This window comes from Bacillus sp. 22446 (assembly GCF_052044955.1).
Taxonomy (GTDB): Bacteria; Bacillota; Bacilli; order Bacillales; family Bacillaceae; genus Bacillus; species Bacillus altitudinis.
In genome coordinates, this window is sequence record NZ_JBQEOD010000010.1 from 128,202 (window position 1) to 146,218 (window position 18,017).

General features: G+C 41.0%; 23 protein-coding genes and 1 tRNA gene. 8 read left to right on the forward strand and 16 right to left on the reverse strand.

The annotated features are described in order from the left end of the window. The first annotated feature begins 27 nt into the window (after nucleotides 1-27). The 3 genes from ACTJJD_RS16685 to ACTJJD_RS16695 all read left to right on the forward strand — a co-directional run bounded on the left by ACTJJD_RS16685 (nucleotide 28) and on the right by ACTJJD_RS16695 (nucleotide 1,948). On the forward strand, nucleotides 28-702 hold the full coding sequence (locus tag ACTJJD_RS16685) for a hypothetical protein (RefSeq protein WP_039170029.1): 675 nt from the start codon (nucleotides 28-30) through the stop codon (nucleotides 700-702). A gap of 289 nt (nucleotides 703-991) precedes the next feature. Further along, nucleotides 992-1,459 carry a hypothetical protein gene (locus ACTJJD_RS16690; RefSeq protein ID WP_081114874.1) on the forward strand — a complete coding sequence of 156 codons (468 nt, stop codon included), beginning with the start codon at nucleotides 992-994 and terminating at the stop codon, nucleotides 1,457-1,459. 138 nt (nucleotides 1,460-1,597) lie between these two features. Then, nucleotides 1,598-1,948 carry a DUF4064 domain-containing protein gene (locus ACTJJD_RS16695; protein WP_017366717.1) on the forward strand — a complete coding sequence of 117 codons (351 nt, stop codon included), beginning with the start codon at nucleotides 1,598-1,600 and terminating at the stop codon, nucleotides 1,946-1,948. Between the two features lie 45 nt (nucleotides 1,949-1,993). Here ACTJJD_RS16695 and ACTJJD_RS16700 read toward each other — a convergent pair whose 3' ends face one another. Continuing rightward, entirely contained in the window at nucleotides 1,994-2,419 is a 426-nt protein-coding gene (locus ACTJJD_RS16700; RefSeq protein WP_178896465.1) for a hypothetical protein, read from the reverse strand. 203 nt (nucleotides 2,420-2,622) lie between these two features. Here ACTJJD_RS16700 and ACTJJD_RS16705 point away from each other — a divergent pair, with 203 nt between their 5' ends. Next, nucleotides 2,623-3,501, forward strand: coding sequence for a D-alanyl-D-alanine carboxypeptidase family protein (locus ACTJJD_RS16705; protein WP_440608667.1), 879 nt, complete (start codon nucleotides 2,623-2,625; stop codon nucleotides 3,499-3,501). Between the two features lie 35 nt (nucleotides 3,502-3,536). Here ACTJJD_RS16705 and ACTJJD_RS16710 read toward each other — a convergent pair whose 3' ends face one another. The 5 genes from ACTJJD_RS16710 to groES all read right to left on the reverse strand — a co-directional run bounded on the left by ACTJJD_RS16710 (nucleotide 3,537) and on the right by groES (nucleotide 7,510). Next, nucleotides 3,537-4,148 (reverse strand): FMN-binding negative transcriptional regulator, encoded by a 612-nt coding sequence (locus ACTJJD_RS16710; RefSeq protein WP_178896467.1) that lies wholly within the window; start codon nucleotides 4,146-4,148, stop codon nucleotides 3,537-3,539. A 20-nt stretch (nucleotides 4,149-4,168) separates the two neighbouring features. Then, complete coding sequence (locus tag ACTJJD_RS16715; protein ID WP_440608668.1) at nucleotides 4,169-4,687, reverse strand: GNAT family N-acetyltransferase; 519 nt, start codon at nucleotides 4,685-4,687, stop codon at nucleotides 4,169-4,171. 21 nt (nucleotides 4,688-4,708) lie between these two features. Then, nucleotides 4,709-5,161 carry a MarR family winged helix-turn-helix transcriptional regulator gene (locus tag ACTJJD_RS16720; RefSeq protein WP_039170043.1) on the reverse strand — a complete coding sequence of 151 codons (453 nt, stop codon included), beginning with the start codon at nucleotides 5,159-5,161 and terminating at the stop codon, nucleotides 4,709-4,711. A 373-nt stretch (nucleotides 5,162-5,534) separates the two neighbouring features. After that, complete coding sequence (gene groL / locus ACTJJD_RS16725) at nucleotides 5,535-7,169, reverse strand: chaperonin GroEL (RefSeq protein WP_007496015.1); 1,635 nt, start codon at nucleotides 7,167-7,169, stop codon at nucleotides 5,535-5,537. Between the two features lie 56 nt (nucleotides 7,170-7,225). After that, nucleotides 7,226-7,510, reverse strand: coding sequence for a co-chaperone GroES (gene groES, locus ACTJJD_RS16730; RefSeq protein ID WP_003214120.1), 285 nt, complete (start codon nucleotides 7,508-7,510; stop codon nucleotides 7,226-7,228). A 229-nt stretch (nucleotides 7,511-7,739) separates the two neighbouring features. Here groES and ACTJJD_RS16735 point away from each other — a divergent pair, with 229 nt between their 5' ends. The 3 genes from ACTJJD_RS16735 to ACTJJD_RS16745 are packed head-to-tail and all read left to right on the forward strand — an operon-like array spanning nucleotide 7,740 to nucleotide 9,349. Then, entirely contained in the window at nucleotides 7,740-8,474 is a 735-nt protein-coding gene (locus ACTJJD_RS16735; RefSeq protein ID WP_019743787.1) for a CPBP family intramembrane glutamic endopeptidase, read from the forward strand. Further along, a complete protein-coding gene (locus tag ACTJJD_RS16740; RefSeq protein WP_017366710.1) occupies nucleotides 8,471-8,665 on the forward strand; it encodes a YdiK family protein in 195 nt (64 codons plus the stop codon). The genes ACTJJD_RS16735 and ACTJJD_RS16740 overlap by 4 nt, the downstream gene beginning before the upstream one ends. Nucleotides 8,666-8,722: 57 nt before the next feature. Further along, a complete protein-coding gene (locus ACTJJD_RS16745; RefSeq protein WP_350390999.1) occupies nucleotides 8,723-9,349 on the forward strand; it encodes an NUDIX hydrolase in 627 nt (208 codons plus the stop codon). Between the two features lie 39 nt (nucleotides 9,350-9,388). On the opposite strand, the gene tatC is transcribed toward ACTJJD_RS16745, so the two are convergent. The 4 genes from tatC to moaC are packed head-to-tail and all read right to left on the reverse strand — an operon-like array spanning nucleotide 9,389 to nucleotide 11,527. Beyond that, entirely contained in the window at nucleotides 9,389-10,153 is a 765-nt protein-coding gene (gene tatC / locus ACTJJD_RS16750) for a twin-arginine translocase subunit TatC (protein ID WP_096881072.1), read from the reverse strand. Between the two features lie 6 nt (nucleotides 10,154-10,159). Beyond that, nucleotides 10,160-10,339, reverse strand: coding sequence for a twin-arginine translocase TatA/TatE family subunit (locus ACTJJD_RS16755; protein ID WP_008344374.1), 180 nt, complete (start codon nucleotides 10,337-10,339; stop codon nucleotides 10,160-10,162). A gap of 27 nt (nucleotides 10,340-10,366) precedes the next feature. Then, complete coding sequence (locus ACTJJD_RS16760; protein WP_008355687.1) at nucleotides 10,367-11,020, reverse strand: redox-sensing transcriptional repressor Rex; 654 nt, start codon at nucleotides 11,018-11,020, stop codon at nucleotides 10,367-10,369. Between the two features lie 15 nt (nucleotides 11,021-11,035). Continuing rightward, nucleotides 11,036-11,527, reverse strand: a complete 492-nt coding sequence (gene moaC / locus ACTJJD_RS16765) for a cyclic pyranopterin monophosphate synthase MoaC (protein WP_026050052.1) — start codon at nucleotides 11,525-11,527, stop codon at nucleotides 11,036-11,038. A 138-nt stretch (nucleotides 11,528-11,665) separates the two neighbouring features. Here moaC and ACTJJD_RS16770 point away from each other — a divergent pair, with 138 nt between their 5' ends. Next, nucleotides 11,666-13,588 (forward strand): ABC-F family ATP-binding cassette domain-containing protein, encoded by a 1,923-nt coding sequence (locus ACTJJD_RS16770; RefSeq protein WP_440608669.1) that lies wholly within the window; start codon nucleotides 11,666-11,668, stop codon nucleotides 13,586-13,588. A gap of 468 nt (nucleotides 13,589-14,056) precedes the next feature. Here the strand turns inward: ACTJJD_RS16770 and tsaD are convergent, their stop codons facing one another. From tsaD to ACTJJD_RS16800, 6 genes are all read right to left on the reverse strand, one after another. Next, entirely contained in the window at nucleotides 14,057-15,085 is a 1,029-nt protein-coding gene (tsaD, locus tag ACTJJD_RS16775) for a tRNA (adenosine(37)-N6)-threonylcarbamoyltransferase complex transferase subunit TsaD (RefSeq protein WP_024719329.1), read from the reverse strand. Beyond that, on the reverse strand, nucleotides 15,078-15,506 hold the full coding sequence (gene rimI / locus ACTJJD_RS16780) for a ribosomal protein S18-alanine N-acetyltransferase (RefSeq protein WP_008344382.1): 429 nt from the start codon (nucleotides 15,504-15,506) through the stop codon (nucleotides 15,078-15,080). The genes tsaD and rimI overlap by 8 nt, the downstream gene beginning before the upstream one ends. A 25-nt stretch (nucleotides 15,507-15,531) precedes the next feature. Continuing rightward, entirely contained in the window at nucleotides 15,532-16,221 is a 690-nt protein-coding gene (gene tsaB / locus ACTJJD_RS16785) for a tRNA (adenosine(37)-N6)-threonylcarbamoyltransferase complex dimerization subunit type 1 TsaB (RefSeq protein WP_440608670.1), read from the reverse strand. Beyond that, nucleotides 16,202-16,678, reverse strand: coding sequence for a tRNA (adenosine(37)-N6)-threonylcarbamoyltransferase complex ATPase subunit type 1 TsaE (tsaE, locus tag ACTJJD_RS16790; RefSeq protein ID WP_440608671.1), 477 nt, complete (start codon nucleotides 16,676-16,678; stop codon nucleotides 16,202-16,204). The genes tsaB and tsaE overlap by 20 nt, the downstream gene beginning before the upstream one ends. A gap of 12 nt (nucleotides 16,679-16,690) precedes the next feature. After that, nucleotides 16,691-17,668 carry a thiamine-phosphate kinase gene (gene thiL, locus ACTJJD_RS16795; protein WP_440608672.1) on the reverse strand — a complete coding sequence of 326 codons (978 nt, stop codon included), beginning with the start codon at nucleotides 17,666-17,668 and terminating at the stop codon, nucleotides 16,691-16,693. Nucleotides 17,669-17,946: 278 nt separating this feature from the next. After that, nucleotides 17,947-18,017, reverse strand: a tRNA-Asp gene (locus tag ACTJJD_RS16800).

Consider the following 18,017-nt stretch of genomic DNA (forward strand, 5'->3'; position numbering starts at 1 on the left):
ATGAATCAAAGATAAGGAGGAATTTTCATGAAAAAGTGGTTCATCGTTTTGAGTGTAAGTTTGATCTTCGTTTTGATGCTTTCAAGTATTCCTGCCTCTGCGGCTGGTCCTCGTCACGGCGCCATCGTGACACAAACGGATGAAGCCAAATGGTCAGGTATCTCGGCTGATATTGTGCTGCCAAAAACAGCAACCATTAAAAATGGCTATGCCGACTGGTATCTTGGTCTCGGTTCTGCCGTTGTTGAAAGCGGGATTTCAAAAACATCTTCTGGCTATAAGGTCTTTCTGGGCACCGGCTCCCAAGGCGGCAGTCAATATTGGAACAGCGAATACGATTCAAGTATTAAAGATGGTGCACGTGTCAACTTAAAGCTCATCAACAATGGTGATGGCACAGTGTCACTATACGTCAACGGGAAACTGCGTTATAAACAGCCTGTTTTCAATCCTAGTCGTCTGAAAGACCTCGATGTCGTCAAAATGGTACACGGCGTACAAGATAATGGAACAAACAGCTACTCGCAAGCAAGCTTCTCTAATGTACAGCTTCGTGCAAATACATCTGGAAGTGTCTATAAAAAATGGGACGGCACCGTCAAATCATCTCTTTTACGCAAAAATCTAGAATCTGGTGCTCCGGCTCCAAAATTCACAGTCATTTCGTCTATCCCACTTAGTACAACCCTTTCAGCACAATAAAACACGAGCACCCGACTTTGGGTGCTTCAAAATTGCTGACAAAGAGCTAAAATGATTTTATTTTAGCTCTTTGTCTTCTTTTCAGCGTGCAAGAAAACCTTTGCAGTCTAGGAAGGGCGAACACCGGCGCGCAAGCCTGACACCTAATGCGAGGGTTTGTCTACACGCTGGAGCAGCCAACTTTGGGTGCTTTTGATTGTTCACAGCTTATCAACACTTCTCTTTTAATCAAAACATCAATTCGTGGTAACATAAGCATACATACTTTGAAGAACAAAGGAGAAAGAACGTGAGAAAAAGTCTACTTGTTTTCATGAGTCTTGTTGCAACCTTCTCTATCCTAGCAGCTTGCTCAAATACGGCAAAAGAAGAAAAAACAGAATCTACGGCACTTCCAACGATTAATGAACGCATTCAAAATGAAACGAAAGAGGTCATGGAGCAGTCTAAGCTCGTAAAAGACACAGCGATCACCGTTGATCAAAAGAAAAAAGTCATTTCCTTAAACGTGACGGCTTCATCTGAGACCAATAGTGATTACGCTGAAGTCATTGGTTTGAACTTTGCCAAAACACTAGCTATTGGTGCATCCACTGAAAAGGAAAACAACCTGCATAAACCGGAAAATGACAGCCTCGGCGCCCTCTACTCCTTTTATGACCTAAACATTACCGTGAAACAGGAAAACGGAAAAGTACTGGCAAAAGGAAAGAAAACAACAACTGAAACAAAGATTACCTGGGAGAGAGCCCAGTAATTGGACAAGAAAATTCTTTATGGATTTTCTTGTTTTTTTTAACAAAACTATTAACATTGTGAAAAGAATGCCGATGAGTAAGATTGTGTTGGTTCTTAAGTACCAATAATTCTTATTTACATATCGGAGGAAAGTATCATGAAAAGAACGACAGAATTTGTTTTAGGCTTAATTGGAGGTATTTTGGGATTTTTCGGTGCAATGTTTGCACTTGCTTTTGGAGGACTAGATGCCGCATTTAATGAATCAGGTACGAGTCAATTCACAGGATTAGGCTGGTCAGCGATGCTTTTCTCTATTCTTGCGATTGTGGCATCTGTTATCGTGAAGAAAAAAGCAAAGCTTGGTGGCATTTTATTATTAGTTTCTGCTGTAGGCGGTATTATTTCTATTTTTGTGTTCTTTATCCTTCCAGCTGTATTAATCATCATCGCAGGATGCATGGGTGTGTTTAGAAAAGAGCCTGTCAAAACAGTTCCTGCTGAATAATGTTGATATAAAAAAGCTTGTAGAGGGCGGCTCTACAAGCTTCTTTTATTGTATATTTTCATTTAAATCTTCTCTTATGATATCAATCAGCGTGTCAATATCCGAGTGAGCTCTAGATGCTAATCGTACCAGCAAATGATCGATATACTCATACAAATGACGATCTTTCAACATATACTTCCCATAATACGGAATGACAAAGAAATAGAGCAAATCAGCTACTTCTAGTGCAACGTCATCACCAAATTCATTCTTTAGCGCCTCCCCAACACATTGGATCAGCCAATTCAAATCTTCTTTCTTTTCAATCGGAACGTACATCAGCTGATGAATACGGTCCGTATCTCCCGTTTGTAAAATCTGCTCCGCTGCTCCCTTTGATAGAGCACCAATCTCTTTAGAAGATATATTAAGAACCGCGAATTCATTCTCTGATCTGTCTTGATCCATTTGCAGCACGTTTTGGTCCATCTCGACTCACTCCCCGTTCTCAGATACTTTTATTATAAGGAATTCAGCTGATTTTTTATGGAAATAGTGGATTTTTTTATGTAATTTTAAACAAAAAAAGAACCTAATGATATGATTCAATCTCAATTGGCAAAAAAACCATTGCACTTTATTTCAATCTATCTCAATATATGTATGTTAGTAGATTGAAAGGGATGAGAGAAATGAAGATGAAACACCCGTGGATCAAAGGAATTATTGTCAGTGTGGTTCTCGTACTTGGGCTTGGAATCTTTCCTGTCCAGCTGCCCTTTTTACACATGACTCATGCGACACCAGTCGCAAAAGCAGCTGCACCGAAATACGTGACAACAGCGAATGTTCATCTTCGCAAGGGACCTGGAACAAAATATTCAGTGATATTGACCATTCCAAAAGGGAAAAGGATTCCTTATCTTAAAAAGAATGGTTCATGGATTCAAACAAAGTATAAAGGAAAGACGGGTTACGTCAGCTTTCAATATATCAAAAAAGCAGGCAAAAGCTCACCAGCTTCATATACTGCTCCTTCCACTAAAACGCCAGGTACGTATGTAAAAGGGCTATTGGTTGTGAATAAGAAACATAGACTCCCATCTTCATACAATCCCGGAGAAAACAAACAAGCGAGAAAAGCTGTAAACGCTATGATCGCGAAAGCAAAAAAAGCAAACATCCGACTCACCGCTTTTAGCACCTTCCGTTCATACGACCGTCAGCGTGTCTTGTACAACAATTACGTCGCCTCTCATGGCAAAAAACAAGCAGATCGATTTAGCGCAAGACCAGGCTATTCCGAACATCAAACCGGCCTTGCTTTTGATATTGGCGGTGCCAATTCGAAACATTGGGCTGAAGATTCTTTTGCCAATACGAAAGAAGCGAAATGGCTGGCCAAACACGCCCATGAATTTGGCTTTATCATTCGCTATCCGAAAGGTAAAGAAAAAGTGACAGGCTATCAATATGAACCATGGCATCTCAGATACCTCGGATCAAAAAATGCGAAAAAAGTGAAAAAGAGCGGCAAAACCCTTGAAGAATATTTGAACATAAAAGGATAACAACAAAAGCACTCTTTTTCTTCAGAGTGCTTTTTTCATATATTCTCTTCTCTCTTTTTCATCGCAGCCGCCATTTCCACTTCACCCTCTGCTTCCAGCTGTTCAATAATGCGAGCATAATCTCTTTCATGGCGATTTTGGCTTAACTTAAAAGCAGCTTGAACTTCATTAATGATGATTTTGAAGCCCACAATCCCTTTCATTTGTTTCTCTAACAGTTCCTCAGATAACGTATCCCATAACACTGGCTGATCTCTATGACTTTCATATGTCTCCAGCATCGCTGTTAATTCCTTGACCAGTTCTGATTTTTCGAGCAGTGCAGCCTTTCCATATACATGTACAGCTTGATAATTCCACGTCGGTACGGCTTCTTTCTCATACCACGAAGAGGATATGTAAGCATGCGGCCCTTGAAAAATGACGAGCACCTTCTTGTTCTCTTCAAACGTTTTCCACTGAGGATTTCCAATCGCCATATGCCCTGAGATCACATACGAATCGCCAATTTGATGAAAATTCACTGGAATATGGGTCGCAATGGGCTTTTCATTCGTTGTCGTCACAACTGTAGCAAATGAATGTGATTGAATAAATGATTTGATTTTCTCCATATCTTTCACTTGAAAGAATGATGGTATATGCATGTTCCCTTCCCCCTTTTTGATTACCTCAATGTTTTGGTCATAATGAAGTCCATTTGCTCCTCGTCCCCCATTTGGAAAGCATGCACTCCTGTTTGAACAAACCCAAGCTTTTGATAAAATGCCATGGCGGCTTTATTATGCTCCCACACACCAAGCCAAACATCACGTTTATGATGTTTCTCTGCAATTTCAAAGGCTTGATTCATTAAATATCGACCTAATCCTAGTTTTTGAAAGGACTGTTTGATATAAATGCGTTCAATTTCTAATGTGTCATCACCCATCTCTTCTGACTGTGCATCGTCCATATTGACCTTTAAATAACCAGCAAGGCGCCCATTTACTTGAACCAAATAAAATTGTGAAAAGGGATGTTGTAATTCTTTTAGCAGCTGGTTCGAATGAAAATCTGTCTTCACATATGCGTCGATATGCTCCGCCTTGTTTTGCTCCTGAAACGTTTCTATAAAAGTATCGGTTCCGATTTTTTGCAGCTCTTTTATATGTTGTTCATTACACCGAATGAGCGTGACGGTCATGAAGTAACCCCTCCTTAGTCATTAGTAGCTTCTCTTTTTGCCTTTTTTCACATCTTCCCAATCTTTTTCGATATTCTTTCGCACCCTCAAAAGATACTGATAAATCTGTTCCGCTTCCTCTTCAGAAAACCCATCTAGCGCTACCCGATTTGAATGATCATGTTCTCGTTTGATCATTGGATAGACGGCTTTCCCTTTCTCAGTTGGAAACAATTTCTTGATTTTTTTATTCGCTGAGTCATGTTTCTTCTCAATAAATTCATGCAGCTCTAATTTTTGAATAGCCCGAGCAGCCGTAGTTCGATCCACCTTAATCATTTCCGCTAGTTTTTCCTGAATGATGCCAGGCTCCTCACAAATACGCACAAGATACAAATACTGCCCCTTCGTTAAATCATACTCTTTAAATTCAATATTACTAATGGAATCAAGCGCGCGAGCAATCACGCCGATCTCCCGCAAAATTTCTTTCATATACCTCGACTCCTTTTATTGCATTTACAACAAATAACTAAAGTTAGTATAATTGATTAATGTTGTATTTACAACAAATAACCCACTTCTTTATTGAAAGTGGGTTTTCAACTCTTTATTTATCACGCCTCTTCGATCCAAACAATCCAAACACGACCGCCAGTGCAACAATAATCGCCACCCAAGTCGTAAAGCCCATATGATCACCGCTTTTCTTTTGAAAATCATCTCTTTATGTTAGATAAAACCAAAAAAATCACTGTCTCTTTAGTTAACGGATGTAAAGCGGTGAAAGTTTCAATTCATTTAACGCTCTTAACCAAAAAATAGACAAAACAAAAACCCCTATATTTCAAGGGGTTTTCGAGGGTGTTTACATCATGCCACCCATTCCGCCCATGCCGCCCATATCCGGCATTCCGCCGCCTGAGCCGCCTTCTTCTGGTTTGTCAGCTACGACTGCTTCAGTTGTAAGAAGCATAGCTGCTACAGAAGCTGCGTTTTGAAGTGCAGAGCGAGTTACTTTTGTTGGGTCAACGATTCCTTTTTCGATCATGTTTACCCATTCGTTTGTTGCTGCGTTAAAGCCTACGCCAATTTCTTCGTTTTTCAAGCGCTCAACGATGACTGATCCTTCAAGACCTGCGTTGTGAGCGATTTGACGAATTGGCTCTTCAAGAGAACGTAGAACGATGTTCACACCTGTTTGAACGTCACCATCAGCTTCGATGGAAGCGACTTTGTTGTATACATTCACAAGTGCTGTACCACCACCGGATACGATACCTTCTTCAACTGCTGCACGAGTTGAGTTCAGTGCATCCTCAATGCGTAGTTTACGTTCTTTTAGTTCTGTTTCAGTTGCAGCACCAACTTTGATGACAGCAACGCCGCCAGCTAGTTTTGCAAGACGTTCTTGTAATTTTTCTTTATCGAATTCAGAAGTTGTTTCTTCTACTTGCGCACGAATTTGGTTCACGCGTGCTGCGATTTGAGCAGAATCTCCTGATCCTTCTACGATCGTTGTGTTTTCTTTTGTGACAACCACTTTAGACGCACGGCCAAGCTGACCAATTTCAGTTGATTTCAGGTCAAGTCCTAGGTCTTCTGTGATTAATTCCCCGCCAGTTAGAACAGAGATGTCTTCAAGCATTGCTTTACGACGGTCACCGAATCCAGGTGCTTTTACTGCCACTGCGTTGAATGTTCCACGAAGTTTGTTCACAACAAGTGTTGCAAGTGCTTCGCCTTCTACATCTTCAGCAATGATCAATAATGGTTTTCCTTGTTGTACGACTTGCTCAAGTACAGGAAGGATTTCTTGAATGTTTGTGATCTTTTTATCAGTGATTAAGATGTAAGGATTTTCAAGAACCGCTTCCATCTTATCAGAATCAGTAACCATGTATGGTGAAGCGTATCCACGGTCAAACTGCATTCCTTCAACCACTTCAAGCTCAGTTGTGAAACCTTTAGATTCTTCAATTGTGATGACGCCGTCGTTTCCTACACGCTCCATCGCTTCAGCAATTAGGCTACCGACTTCTTCATCTGCTGCAGAAATAGACGCAACTTGAGCAATTGATTCTTTACCTTCGATTGGTTTAGAAATCTCGTGCAAGCCTTCAAGTGCTACTTTCACTGCTTCTTCGATTCCTTTACGAACACCAACAGGGTTTGCACCAGCTGTTACGTTTTTAAGACCTTCACGGATCATTGCTTGAGCTAGAACTGTTGCAGTCGTTGTACCGTCACCAGCTACATCGTTTGTTTTGCTTGCAACTTCTGCCACAAGTTTTGCACCCATGTTTTCAAATGCATCTTCTAATTCGATTTCTTTTGCAATCGTTACACCATCATTTGTGATAAGTGGAGAACCGAATTTTTTCTCAAGAACCACGTTACGTCCTTTAGGTCCTAAAGTTACTTTTACAGCATCTGCAAGTGCATCTACACCACGTAACATCGCACGACGTGCTTCTTCACTGAACTTAATATCTTTTGCCATAATAACGAAACCTCCTCAGTCTTTTTAGAAATTTATCTCAATCTTTGTTTATGTGATTAACCAATAACAGCTAAAATGTCGCTTTCACGAAGGATTAAATATTCTTTTCCTTCATATTTCACTTCAGTACCTGCATATTTTGAGAAGATAATGCGGTCGCCTGTGTTTACTTCTAACGCAACGCGCTCACCACTTTCAAGTACACGACCTGAACCTGCTGCAACAATTTTACCTTCTTGCGGTTTTTCTTTTGCAGAATCCGGTAAGACAATACCGCTAGCGGTTTTTTCCTCAGATTCAACGAGTTCAATGATTACGCGATCGCCTAATGGCTTTAACATAAGAAACAACCTCCTCAATTTTTATATGTAGTCTTTTTTAGCACTCATCATCAACGAGTGCTAACACATTTATTATAATAAAGAATGTCTTCTGTAATTTCAAGTAAAAACCTTTAAAAATTTTTACGCTTTCATGATCTTTTTTTATCACCGATTCTTTCCTTTTCAACGAAAAAGAAGACTTGTGTTACAATAAATCTAGTTCTTTTAGTAAAGGGGTTTTCGTTACTTGAAAAAACAATATTGGTACATCATCTTAACGTATATATTGGTGCAATTTTCTGCGTTTCCGTATGTGTTCATCATGAAGTGGTTAGGTTACATTCAGACACCGATGACACAAGCAGAGCTCTCCAAATTGTCAGGAACATGGACAATCATCAGCTTCTGTATTGGACTAATCATTATTCTGCTCATTCTTCGGACTGTGCCAAAAACATCACTTCGAAATGAAGCACCGGCATCAGTCGGCGTGGCAATCGCTTGGATCATTGGCGGTTTCTTTCTTTCCCTCTTTGCACAATCCATTGCGGGGGCGATTGAACAATATGCATTTGGCATTAGCCGAGAATCCGAAAATACCCAAAACATTTTAGCCATTATGGATGCAGTTCCATGGCTTGTAATCGTCATCGCTCTGATTGGACCGATCTTAGAGGAAATCATTTTCCGAAAAATCATTTTTGGTGTCGTTTATGAAAAAACGAATTTTTTCATTGGCGCACTTGTCAGTTCAGTGGTTTTTGCTGCTGTACACAATGATTTCCCACATATCTTACTCTATACCGCAATGGGCTTTACATTTGCCTTTTTATATGCGAAAACAAAACGAATCATTGTTCCAATCGGCGCACACATGCTGATGAACTCGCTCGTCATTCTTGTGCAGATTGAGCCAGTAAGAAAAATGATTGAAGAACAATCTCAAACAATGCAAATGATTATTGGAGGCTTTTTCTCATGAGAAACCCTGTCGTATGGGGCATTATTTATTTTGCCGTAGGTGTGGCGTTCACCTATATGGCCATTCAAAATCCAGGTGACATGTGGTCATTTTACAGCATTTTGCTGATGGTGTTTGCGGCCTATAATATTAATATCGCGTTAAAAATGTTTGCTTTTTCTGTCAAAATGAAAAAACAGCAGCAAAAATAAAGCAAAAACCATTTTCCGCCGTTTGGAAAATGGTTTTTTTATGGAGGTCATGTTTTCATGGAACACGAAAAACTGAACATCATGAACAATCAGCATGAAACGATTGGTACAGCCGCTCGATCTGATATCCATGCTGAGGGCCTTTGGCATGAAACCTTTCATTTCTGGCTTTTAAAAAAGGAAGATGACACAGTGTTTCTCTATTTTCAGCTGAGGAGTCCCTCCAAAAAGGATTTCCCTTCTCTATTTGATATCACCGCAGCAGGCCACCTTCTCGCAGATGAACAGCCTTCTGATGGCATCAGAGAAGTCGAAGAAGAGCTTGGTCTCTCCATCTCGTTTGAGAACCTTACCTTTGCTGGTGTTATTAAAGATGAAATCCATATGCCTTCGTTTACCGATCGTGAGTTTTGCCATGTGTATCTTTATATGGATCAAAAAGAGCACATGGATGTCCATCTACAGAAAGAAGAAGTTGCTGGACTTTATAGAGCAAGGCTGATGGATGCACAGCAGCTTTTAAATAGAGAATGCGAAAAAATGAAAATCGAGGGCTTTGAAGTGGATGCAGACGGCAAGCGACGTGAGGAAAAGAGAGAGGTCCATGTACATGATTTTGTCCCGCATGAACCTGCCTATTATGAGCATCTCTTTCAAGCAATCAATCAATTTCTTTCACAATAGAAAAAGCATCGTGACCCCTATTTGGATCACGATGCTTTTTTATGAGACAACATCATTTTCTTTCTCCTCTGTCTCTGTTTGCTGCATTTTGCGATAGGTCACTCTTGAAATGACAATACTCACTTCATACAAAACAAGCATTGGCAAGGTAACCATGAGGTGAGAAACGAGCTCTGGCGGTGTAATCAGTGCGGCAATGACAAGGAGGACAAAATAGGCATACTTCCGTATTTTTGATAAAAACATCGGTGTAATGATACCAAGTCTAGTGAGAAACATCAACACTACAGGCATCTGAAACAAAAAGCCAAATGGAAGTGTTAACTGCATCAGAAATGTAAAATACTCATGAATCCCAATCACTTGCTCCACATGTAAATCATTTGACATCCGTATCATAAAATCGACGACAAATGGAAACAAAATAAAATAAGAGAAAGCCACACCGCTCAGAAATAAAAGCAGTGCAATCGGAATATAAGCAAGTGTCACCTTTCTTTCTTTTTCATATAAGCCAGGACTCACAAACGCCCAAAGCTGATATAAGATCACGGGACACGTCAAAACAAGAGCAATGACAAAAGCGAACTGCATAAACACGTACAGTGGATCTGTGAGCTTAAACGCGTTCAATGTCAGTGTGGCCGCTTCATCGGTATTTTGTAAATACACAATGACCGGCTTAGCGAGAAAAAAGCCTGCCACCATAAAGGTGACAAAAAACATCGCAATGATCACTAAACGTTTTCGCAGTTCCACAATATGCTCCATAAGCGGCATATCTTTGACATTCATGAAGCTCATCCTATTCTACTGATCTTCTTTTTTCTTTTTTTCTTCCTGATCATCAGCTAAACCTTTTGTGGCATTTTTGAATTCACGTAATGTATCTCCTGCTGCTCTTCCTAATTCAGGAAGCTTTTTCGGCCCAAAAATAATGAGCGCAACAACCGCAATCAGAACCAAACTTCCAGGACCGATCGGACCCATTTGCTCCACCCCCTTTACCCCTTTTCGTCAGTCCTCCTGTGTAACAGAGTAATGCTTTAAGAAATACACAAGAGACTGAAGTTCAACCGCCAAATCTATATGATGAATTCGAATGTGTTCCGGCACATTCAATCGAGCCGGCGTAAAGTTAAGGATTCCTTTGATGCCAAGGGCAATCAAACGATCTGTAATGGATTGAGCTGCTACGGCAGGCACTGTCAAAATCGCAACAGGAATATCTCCTACCTCTTGCACATGCTCTTCAAGCTTATCCAAATCATAGACAGGCACGCCGCCTATCTCACTTCCTATTTTACTCTCATTGACGTCAAAAGCCATTGAAATTTTTGTATTATTATTTTTAATGAAATTATAGTGTAAAAAAGCAGTCCCTAAATTCCCGACACCGATGAGCATGACATTCGTCATTTCATCTTGGTCAAGGGTCTTTCTAAAGAAGGTCAAGAGGTAATCGACGTTATAGCCATACCCTTTCTTCCCAAGTGCACCAAAGTAAGAAAAATCTCGGCGAATGGTGGCAGAATCCACTTTGACTGCATCACTAAGCTCTGCCGATGACACCCTTTGTTTTCCTGATGCATGCAGATTTTTTAAAAAACGGTAGTAAAGCGGTAAACGTTTGGCTGTCGCTTGTGGAATTTTTGACTGGTCTATATTCATATAAGATCCTCCAACTTAAATATCAGATGCTCTGTGAAAATCACCGTTTTTCCCGCCTGTTTTTTCTACTAGATAGGTCGGGCCGATGATCATCCCTTTGTCTATTGCTTTGCACATGTCATAAACGGTCAGTGCACATACTGAGGCAGAAGTGAGCGCTTCCATCTCCACACCCGTACTTCCTTTTGTTTTCACCTGTACTTGTATGTTCAGAATGTACGCATTTCCGTCTTCCTCCCAATCAAAGGAGATATCGACACCTTTTAATGCAAGCGGATGACACATTGGAATGATGCTGGACGTTTGCTTTGCTGCCATGATGCCAGCTACCTGCGCGACAGACAGCACATCCCCTTTTCCAATGTCATGCTTTTGTATTTGATGAAATACTTCTTTTATCATACGAACGCTTGAAACAGCAACGGCAGTTCTCACTGTAGACGATTTGTCACTAATGTCGACCATCTTTGCTCTTCCTTGTTCGTTAAAGTGGCTAAATTGACTCATCTTTCAACGCTCCCTCACTCAAATCATACACTATTTTTTCCTATCTGTCTTTCATTTGACCATGGCAGCCGTATGTAAGATTTGCCGGTTTACTGCTGATAAGCTACACTTAACATATTATAGCAGAGGTGAAGTTACATGATGATTCTACAAGTGAATCAGCTGTCCAAATCGTTTGGCGCTGATACCGTTTTAACGAATATAAAATTGGAAGTCAAAGCGAGGGATCGTATTGCCATTGTCGGTCGTAACGGTGCAGGAAAATCCACGCTTTTAAAAATCATTGCCGGTCAAATGTCTTACGAACAAGGTGAGATCATCAAACCGAAAGACCTATCCATTGGATATCTAGCACAGCATACAGATGTGACGTCTACACGTACGCTAAAAGACGAACTACTATCCGTTTTCGATCATTTAAAAGAAATGGAACAAGAGATGAGAACCATAGAAGAGAAAATGGCTTCTTCCACAGGAACAGAATTAGATTCTCTAATGAAAACCTATGACAGACTGCAGCAAGCATTTAAAGATCAAGGCGGCTATCAATATGAAGCAGATGTCCGCTCCATTTTACACGGACTCGGCTTTAGTCATTTTGAAGATCATACAACCGTCCAATCCTTAAGCGGCGGTCAGAAAACCCGTCTAGCGCTTGGAAAGCTATTATTGATGAAACCAGAACTCTTGATTTTGGATGAGCCAACCAACCATCTAGATATTGATACCTTATCATGGCTTGAGCAGTATTTGCAAAATTATACAGGAGCCATTCTCATCGTTTCCCATGACCGGTACTTCTTAGACAAAGTCGTGAACCATGTATATGAAGTGTCAAGAACAGCGATGAAAAAGTTCGCTGGGAACTATAGTAAGTATCTTGACCAAAAAGCTGAGCAGCTAGAGCGTGATATGAAGCTGTATGAAAAACAACAAGAAGAAATTTCGAAGCTTCAAGATTTCGTGGATCGCAACTTAGCAAGAGCCTCCACCACAAAGCGTGCTCAAAGCAGGCGGAAACAGCTGGAACGGATGGATCGTTTAGATAAGCCGTTAGGAGATGAAAAATCCGCAAACTTCCATTTCGATATTATGAGGCAAAGCGGAAATGACGTGCTGAAGGTGCATGATCTCGATATTAGTTACGATCAAAAAACGCCGCTCCTCTCCTCACTCTCTTTTCATATTAAACGTGAAGATAGCGTGGCACTCATCGGTCCTAACGGTATCGGGAAATCAACTCTTTTAAAAACCTTAACGGATACGTTAAAACCAGTAAAAGGCGAGATCAGCTTTGGTTCTCATGTGACGATTGGCTACTATGATCAGGAACAAGCCAAGCTGACATCCTCCAAAAAAGTGTTAAATGAACTTTGGGATGATTATCCCCATATGACTGAAAAAGACATTCGGACTTGTTTAGGAAACTTCCTTTTTTCAGGTGATGACGTCTTAAAGCCTGTACATGCTTTAAGTGGTGGAGAAAAAGCACGACTTGCACTGGCAAAGCTGATGCTCCAAAAAGCCAATTTCCTCATTCTCGATGAACCGACGAACCATCTTGATTTAGACAGTAAGGAAATATTAGAGAATGCACTAATAGATTATCCAGGCACCATCTTGTTTGTTTCGCATGACCGTTACTTTATTAATCGCTTGGCAACAAAAGTTCTCGAGTTGTCACCAAATGAAACAAAAGAATACCTTGGTGACTACGACTATTATCTTGAAAAGAAAAACGAACAATTAGAGCTTGAAGCACTCCAAACTCAGGAGACGCATAAAAAACAAGCAGAAAAACCAGTAGAAACAGCAAAACTTTCCTATGCAGAAGAGAAAGAACTCAAAAAGAAAGAAAGACAAAAGCAGCGCCGAATTGAAGAAATTGAAGAGCGTATTGCTGTCATCGAAGACAAGCTCGGTGAAAACGAAGAGCTTCTATGTGATCCTGCTATTTTCCAAGATCACGAGAAAGTACAAGCCATTCAAACAGAAAATGATGTGCTCAATCAAGAGATGGAATCACTTTTTGCGGAATGGGAAGATCTATCAGATGCATAAAGAGTGCCCTAACGGGTGCTCTTTTTTTAAGGTGAGAATCTTTATCCACAATGATACCCACAATAACATCTTGATTATTCTTAAATATTTTAAAGTTATCCACTTTATCCACAGTATTTTAATCACATATCCACACAAAAGATCACATTTATACACATTCTCTTCATTTTAAAACGAATTTTCTAACAATTGTGGATATATAACGTTTACATGTGAATAAATCGCTTTCATTTCAATAGAAAAAACTCCTGTATATCCACAGGAGTTCCAAATTTTTGACAAAGGGCTAAAATGAACTTGATTTTAGCCCTTTGTCTTCTTTTCAGCGTGATAGAAAACCTTTGCAGCCCTAGGAAGGATGAGTACTGGCGCGGAGCGAATTTCATATTCGTGAGCACCAGCACGCAGGACTGACAAAGAATGCGAGGGTTTGTCTACACGCTGAAACTCCTGTATCCACAGGAGTTCTTATTCATAGGAGACAAGCGGCAGTCCAGGTTGACCGTTCATTGCCATGTCGCCTCTTATTCCCTTTTCAAATGCAATGGTTCCCGCAGCAGCAATCATGGCTGCATTGTCTGTACAAAGAGACAATGGCGGAATCATGACATTCACTTCAGGCAACTTCGCAAATGCTGAAGTAAGGGCTTCTCTAAGACCTTTATTGGCAGCAACCCCGCCAGCTAGAACGACTTGTTTCACACCATACGCTTCAGCCGCTTTTAAGGTCTTTCCAACCAGCACCTCAATCACGCTTTCTTGGAAACTTGCAGCCAAATCCTCTGGCGCAATGGTTTCGCCCTTTTGAGACGCATTGTGTAACGTGTTGATGACCGCTGATTTTAAACCGCTGAAGCTAAAATGATAGGATCCTTCTTCAAGCCACGCTCGAGGAAGCTTAATCGTTGGCTCCCCTTCATGTGCCAATCGATCAATATGAGGTCCTCCTGGATATGGCAGACCCATCGTCCGAGCTACTTTGTCATACGCTTCTCCAGCCGCATCATCCAACGTTTCACCAATGACCTCAAAAGACCCATGCTCTTTCATCAAAACAAGCTCAGTATGCCCACCAGAGACGACTAGAGCTAAACAAGGAAACACCAGTTCACCAACGAGCTGGTTCGCATAAATGTGTCCAGCAATATGATGAACACCAACAAGCGGAATTTGTTGTGCAAAACTCAATGCTTTGGCTGCATTGACACCTATCAAAAGTGCACCAACTAAGCCCGGACCTTCTGTCACAGCAATGGCGTCTAAATCCTGAAAGGTCATATTGGCCTGCGTCATGACTTCTTCTAATACGATCGTCATTTGTTCCACATGATGCCTTGAAGCGATTTCTGGTACCACGCCGCCAAATCGTTTATGGCTTTCTATTTGTGAGGCGACAACATTCGCTACGATCTCTTTCCCATTTTTCACAATGGACGCAGCTGTTTCGTCACAGCTTGTTTCTATACCTAATATGAATCGATCTTTTTTTTCACTCATTTATCTTCACCCACATGACTAATGCATCTTCCCCGTTATCCGTATAATAATTCTTTCGAATAGAAGCTGGTTTAAAACCTAGCTTTTCATAAAGGGATTGTGCTGGCGTATTTGATACCCGCACTTCTAGTGAAAGATGATCTGTCTTTTTTTCTTTGCAAAATTCCATGACATATCGAAGCAGCGCTTCCCCGTATCCTTTTCCCCGGTGCTCAGGGAGAATCGCAATATTCGTAATTTGTGCATCATCCATGACAATCCAAACGCCGCAATACCCAACAGGCTGACCATCTTCTTCAATGAGGAAATAATGGCTGTATTGGTTATGGAGAATTTCATAGACAAACGACTCTTTTTTCCAAGGCGCTGTAAACGAATGCACTTCAATCGTATATACCTCTGGGATGTCCTCTACTGTCATTCTTCGCATCTCTACTGTGTTGAGATTATTTTTGTCCTTCAAGCCATTTCACTTCCGCTTCTGCCAAACGAATATAATTAGGAACAAGCTGATGGACATCTTCAGCAGGGCGGTCTGCCCCTAAAAATGCGAGCACTGAAGGTCTTGGGTTATGAAATGCCTCGTCTGCGATCACAGCAGTTTCTCCAAGTATGGAGAGAACATTCTCTTGATGAAGATGCACATCATGTCCAAGAAATAAAACAGAGTTCCCTTCCTTTTTCAGCTCTTGAAGCCAATCAGTGAGCAGGATATTTTGATCTGGTTTCGCTTCTTTTATCTTTCCACCTTCAAATGTATATAACCCTGTATAAACTTGTCCTCTTCTTGCATCAAATATAGGAGAAATCATTCCATCAAAATATCGAGCATTTGCCGCCAGCGTTTCTAAACTTGAAACAGCAGTTATCGGGATAGACAGCGTCCAAGCAAGTGTTTTTGCAATGGTCACACCGATTCTAATGCCAGTGTAAGAACCGGGTCCTTTGGCTACAACAATTTTGCTTAATTCGTTCGGTGCTACGCCGCATTCTTTCATCAGTGCTTCAACTGTCGGCATTGCACGGACTGAATGATTCTTCTTTAAGTACGTAATACTTTCCCCAACCACAGTGTCATCACGGACAAGAGCTATTCCGAGTGTATGGTTTGACGTATCAATTGCCAGTATGGTCAATGTCTTTCATCTCCTTACAAAGGGCCTCATAGCGCTCCCCTTTTGCATAAAACGTGAGATGACGTTCTTCTTCACGTTCTGTTCTCAGCATTTCAATTTTTAAATACGATGAAGGCAATTGAGGTTCAATGAGATATGCCCATTCAACCAAACATACACCTTCCCCCTCAAAATATTCGCCCAGTCCAATATCTTCTTCCGCATCTTCCATACGATACACATCCATATGATAAAGTGGCAGTCTGCCATCCGTATATTCTTTAATAATTGTAAAAGTAGGGCTGTTGACGATACGGGTAATACCTAAGCCTTCTGCAAAACCTTTTGAAAAAGTCGTTTTACCTGCGCCTAAGTCTCCTTCTAATGTTAAGACATCGCCGGGCATCACAAATGTAGCCAAGGCAGCAGCAATACGTTTCGTCTCATCCGCACCTTTTGTTGTCCACGTTAACTTCATGGTGGAGTCACCTCATTTCTTAAAATGATTATATCCTTTTTTCATTAAAATTGTTTGTTGATCATGGTCTTTTAAAATAACGCTGGACGCTCGGTCATCTTTGACTTGTCCAATACGCGTGACCTGAATGTGATCTTTTTTACATTTCGTCTCAAATCGCTTCCAATCCGTTTCAGGGATCGTACCAGTTAAGACAAAATCCTCTCCACCGAACAAGACCCATTCAAACCACTCTTTATGTAACAACGGTAGATGTGGATGTTTTGGGAGTTGATCAGCCTCAATTTCCAGCGTTACACGACTGGCCTCCGCTATTTCGTTCAGCTCACTCGCTAATCCATCACTCACATCATTCAAGGTCACCCGGGGGAAGCTTGAACAAATAAGGCCAGCAGCAATATGCGGCTGCGGCATTTTGTGTCGCTCTAGAAAAAAAGCAGTGTCAATCGAATGTGCAGCATTTACTTCATTCATTAAAAGGGATAGCCCAGCAGCTGATGAACCTAGTTCACCTGTGACAAAGACAACGTCTCCTGTCTGAGCACTATGACGGTAACAGGCTGTTCCCTTTGGAATCTCACCAATGACCGTTACTGTGATGACAAAGTCACTGCGGGTGGCTACTGTATCTCCACCGATTAAATCCATATGATATGTATCAGCCAATGCTTTCATTCCCTCGTAAAAAGCTGCGACAATTGCTTCATCCCCATGAGGCGGGATCGCAATTGATACAAGATAATACTTAGGGGTTCCTCCCATGGCTGCGATATCACTGATATTCACTGCCAGCGCTTTAAATCCAACCTCAAAGGGTGTGGAAAAATCAAATCGAAAATGGACATGCTCTACCATTGTATCAACACAAACGACCTCTTCACAATGTGAATGAGGTTGATAAACACTAGCATCATCACCGATGCCCATGACCAAAGAACGCTGATGCGTTTCTTTTGGTGTAATTCGGCGAATAAGATCAAATTCATCCATAAAAGACAGCCCCTTCATACAATCAACTGATTGAGCAAACATGATGTCAGACACAGTTAGTATTAGTGTAGCGAATATGAGCCTCGGTTCCAACTAAAAACGATATAAAGAAAGCCTGGTATAAAAAAACCAGGCGTTGTTTGTTGAAGTCATGATCTTTTCTTATCACATTTAGTGTAGCCAAACACAAGGAGTTTCATTGCATCTGGGATACTTATTGAAAGAAAAAGACATAAAAAAAAACGAAACTATACGTTTTCGTTTACAAGTCATAAAAATGGCGGTCCGGACGGGACTCGAACCCGCGACCTCCTGCGTGACAGGCAGGCATTCTAACCAACTGAACTAC

Excerpts from the sequence above, each read along its gene's own strand:
- groES (WP_003214120.1), bottom strand. The coding sequence starts at position 7,510 with ATGTTAAAGCCATTAGGCGATCGCGTAATCATTGAACTCGTTGAATCT.
- groL (WP_007496015.1), bottom strand. The coding sequence starts at position 7,169 with ATGGCAAAAGATATTAAGTTCAGTGAAGAAGCACGTCGTGCGATGTTA.
- tatC (WP_096881072.1), bottom strand. The coding sequence starts at position 10,153 with ATGAGCTTCATGAATGTCAAAGATATGCCGCTTATGGAGCATATTGTG.
- ACTJJD_RS16740 (WP_017366710.1), top strand. The coding sequence starts at position 8,471 with ATGAGAAACCCTGTCGTATGGGGCATTATTTATTTTGCCGTAGGTGTG.
- ACTJJD_RS16695 (WP_017366717.1), top strand. The coding sequence starts at position 1,598 with ATGAAAAGAACGACAGAATTTGTTTTAGGCTTAATTGGAGGTATTTTG.
- rimI (WP_008344382.1), bottom strand. The coding sequence starts at position 15,506 with ATGACAGTAGAGGACATCCCAGAGGTATATACGATTGAAGTGCATTCG.
- ACTJJD_RS16685 (WP_039170029.1), top strand. The coding sequence starts at position 28 with ATGAAAAAGTGGTTCATCGTTTTGAGTGTAAGTTTGATCTTCGTTTTG.
- ACTJJD_RS16710 (WP_178896467.1), bottom strand. The coding sequence starts at position 4,148 with ATGCATATACCATCATTCTTTCAAGTGAAAGATATGGAGAAAATCAAA.
- ACTJJD_RS16715 (WP_440608668.1), bottom strand. The coding sequence starts at position 4,687 with ATGACCGTCACGCTCATTCGGTGTAATGAACAACATATAAAAGAGCTG.
- ACTJJD_RS16755 (WP_008344374.1), bottom strand. The coding sequence starts at position 10,339 with ATGGGTCCGATCGGTCCTGGAAGTTTGGTTCTGATTGCGGTTGTTGCG.
- ACTJJD_RS16745 (WP_350390999.1), top strand. The coding sequence starts at position 8,723 with ATGGAACACGAAAAACTGAACATCATGAACAATCAGCATGAAACGATT.
- ACTJJD_RS16720 (WP_039170043.1), bottom strand. The coding sequence starts at position 5,161 with ATGAAAGAAATTTTGCGGGAGATCGGCGTGATTGCTCGCGCGCTTGAT.
- ACTJJD_RS16770 (WP_440608669.1), top strand. The coding sequence starts at position 11,666 with ATGATGATTCTACAAGTGAATCAGCTGTCCAAATCGTTTGGCGCTGAT.
- ACTJJD_RS16760 (WP_008355687.1), bottom strand. The coding sequence starts at position 11,020 with ATGAATATAGACCAGTCAAAAATTCCACAAGCGACAGCCAAACGTTTA.
- tsaE (WP_440608671.1), bottom strand. The coding sequence starts at position 16,678 with ATGAAGTTAACGTGGACAACAAAAGGTGCGGATGAGACGAAACGTATT.
- moaC (WP_026050052.1), bottom strand. The coding sequence starts at position 11,527 with ATGAGTCAATTTAGCCACTTTAACGAACAAGGAAGAGCAAAGATGGTC.
- tsaD (WP_024719329.1), bottom strand. The coding sequence starts at position 15,085 with ATGAGTGAAAAAAAAGATCGATTCATATTAGGTATAGAAACAAGCTGT.
- ACTJJD_RS16700 (WP_178896465.1), bottom strand. The coding sequence starts at position 2,419 with ATGGACCAAAACGTGCTGCAAATGGATCAAGACAGATCAGAGAATGAA.
- ACTJJD_RS16705 (WP_440608667.1), top strand. The coding sequence starts at position 2,623 with ATGAAGATGAAACACCCGTGGATCAAAGGAATTATTGTCAGTGTGGTT.
- thiL (WP_440608672.1), bottom strand. The coding sequence starts at position 17,668 with ATGGATGAATTTGATCTTATTCGCCGAATTACACCAAAAGAAACGCAT.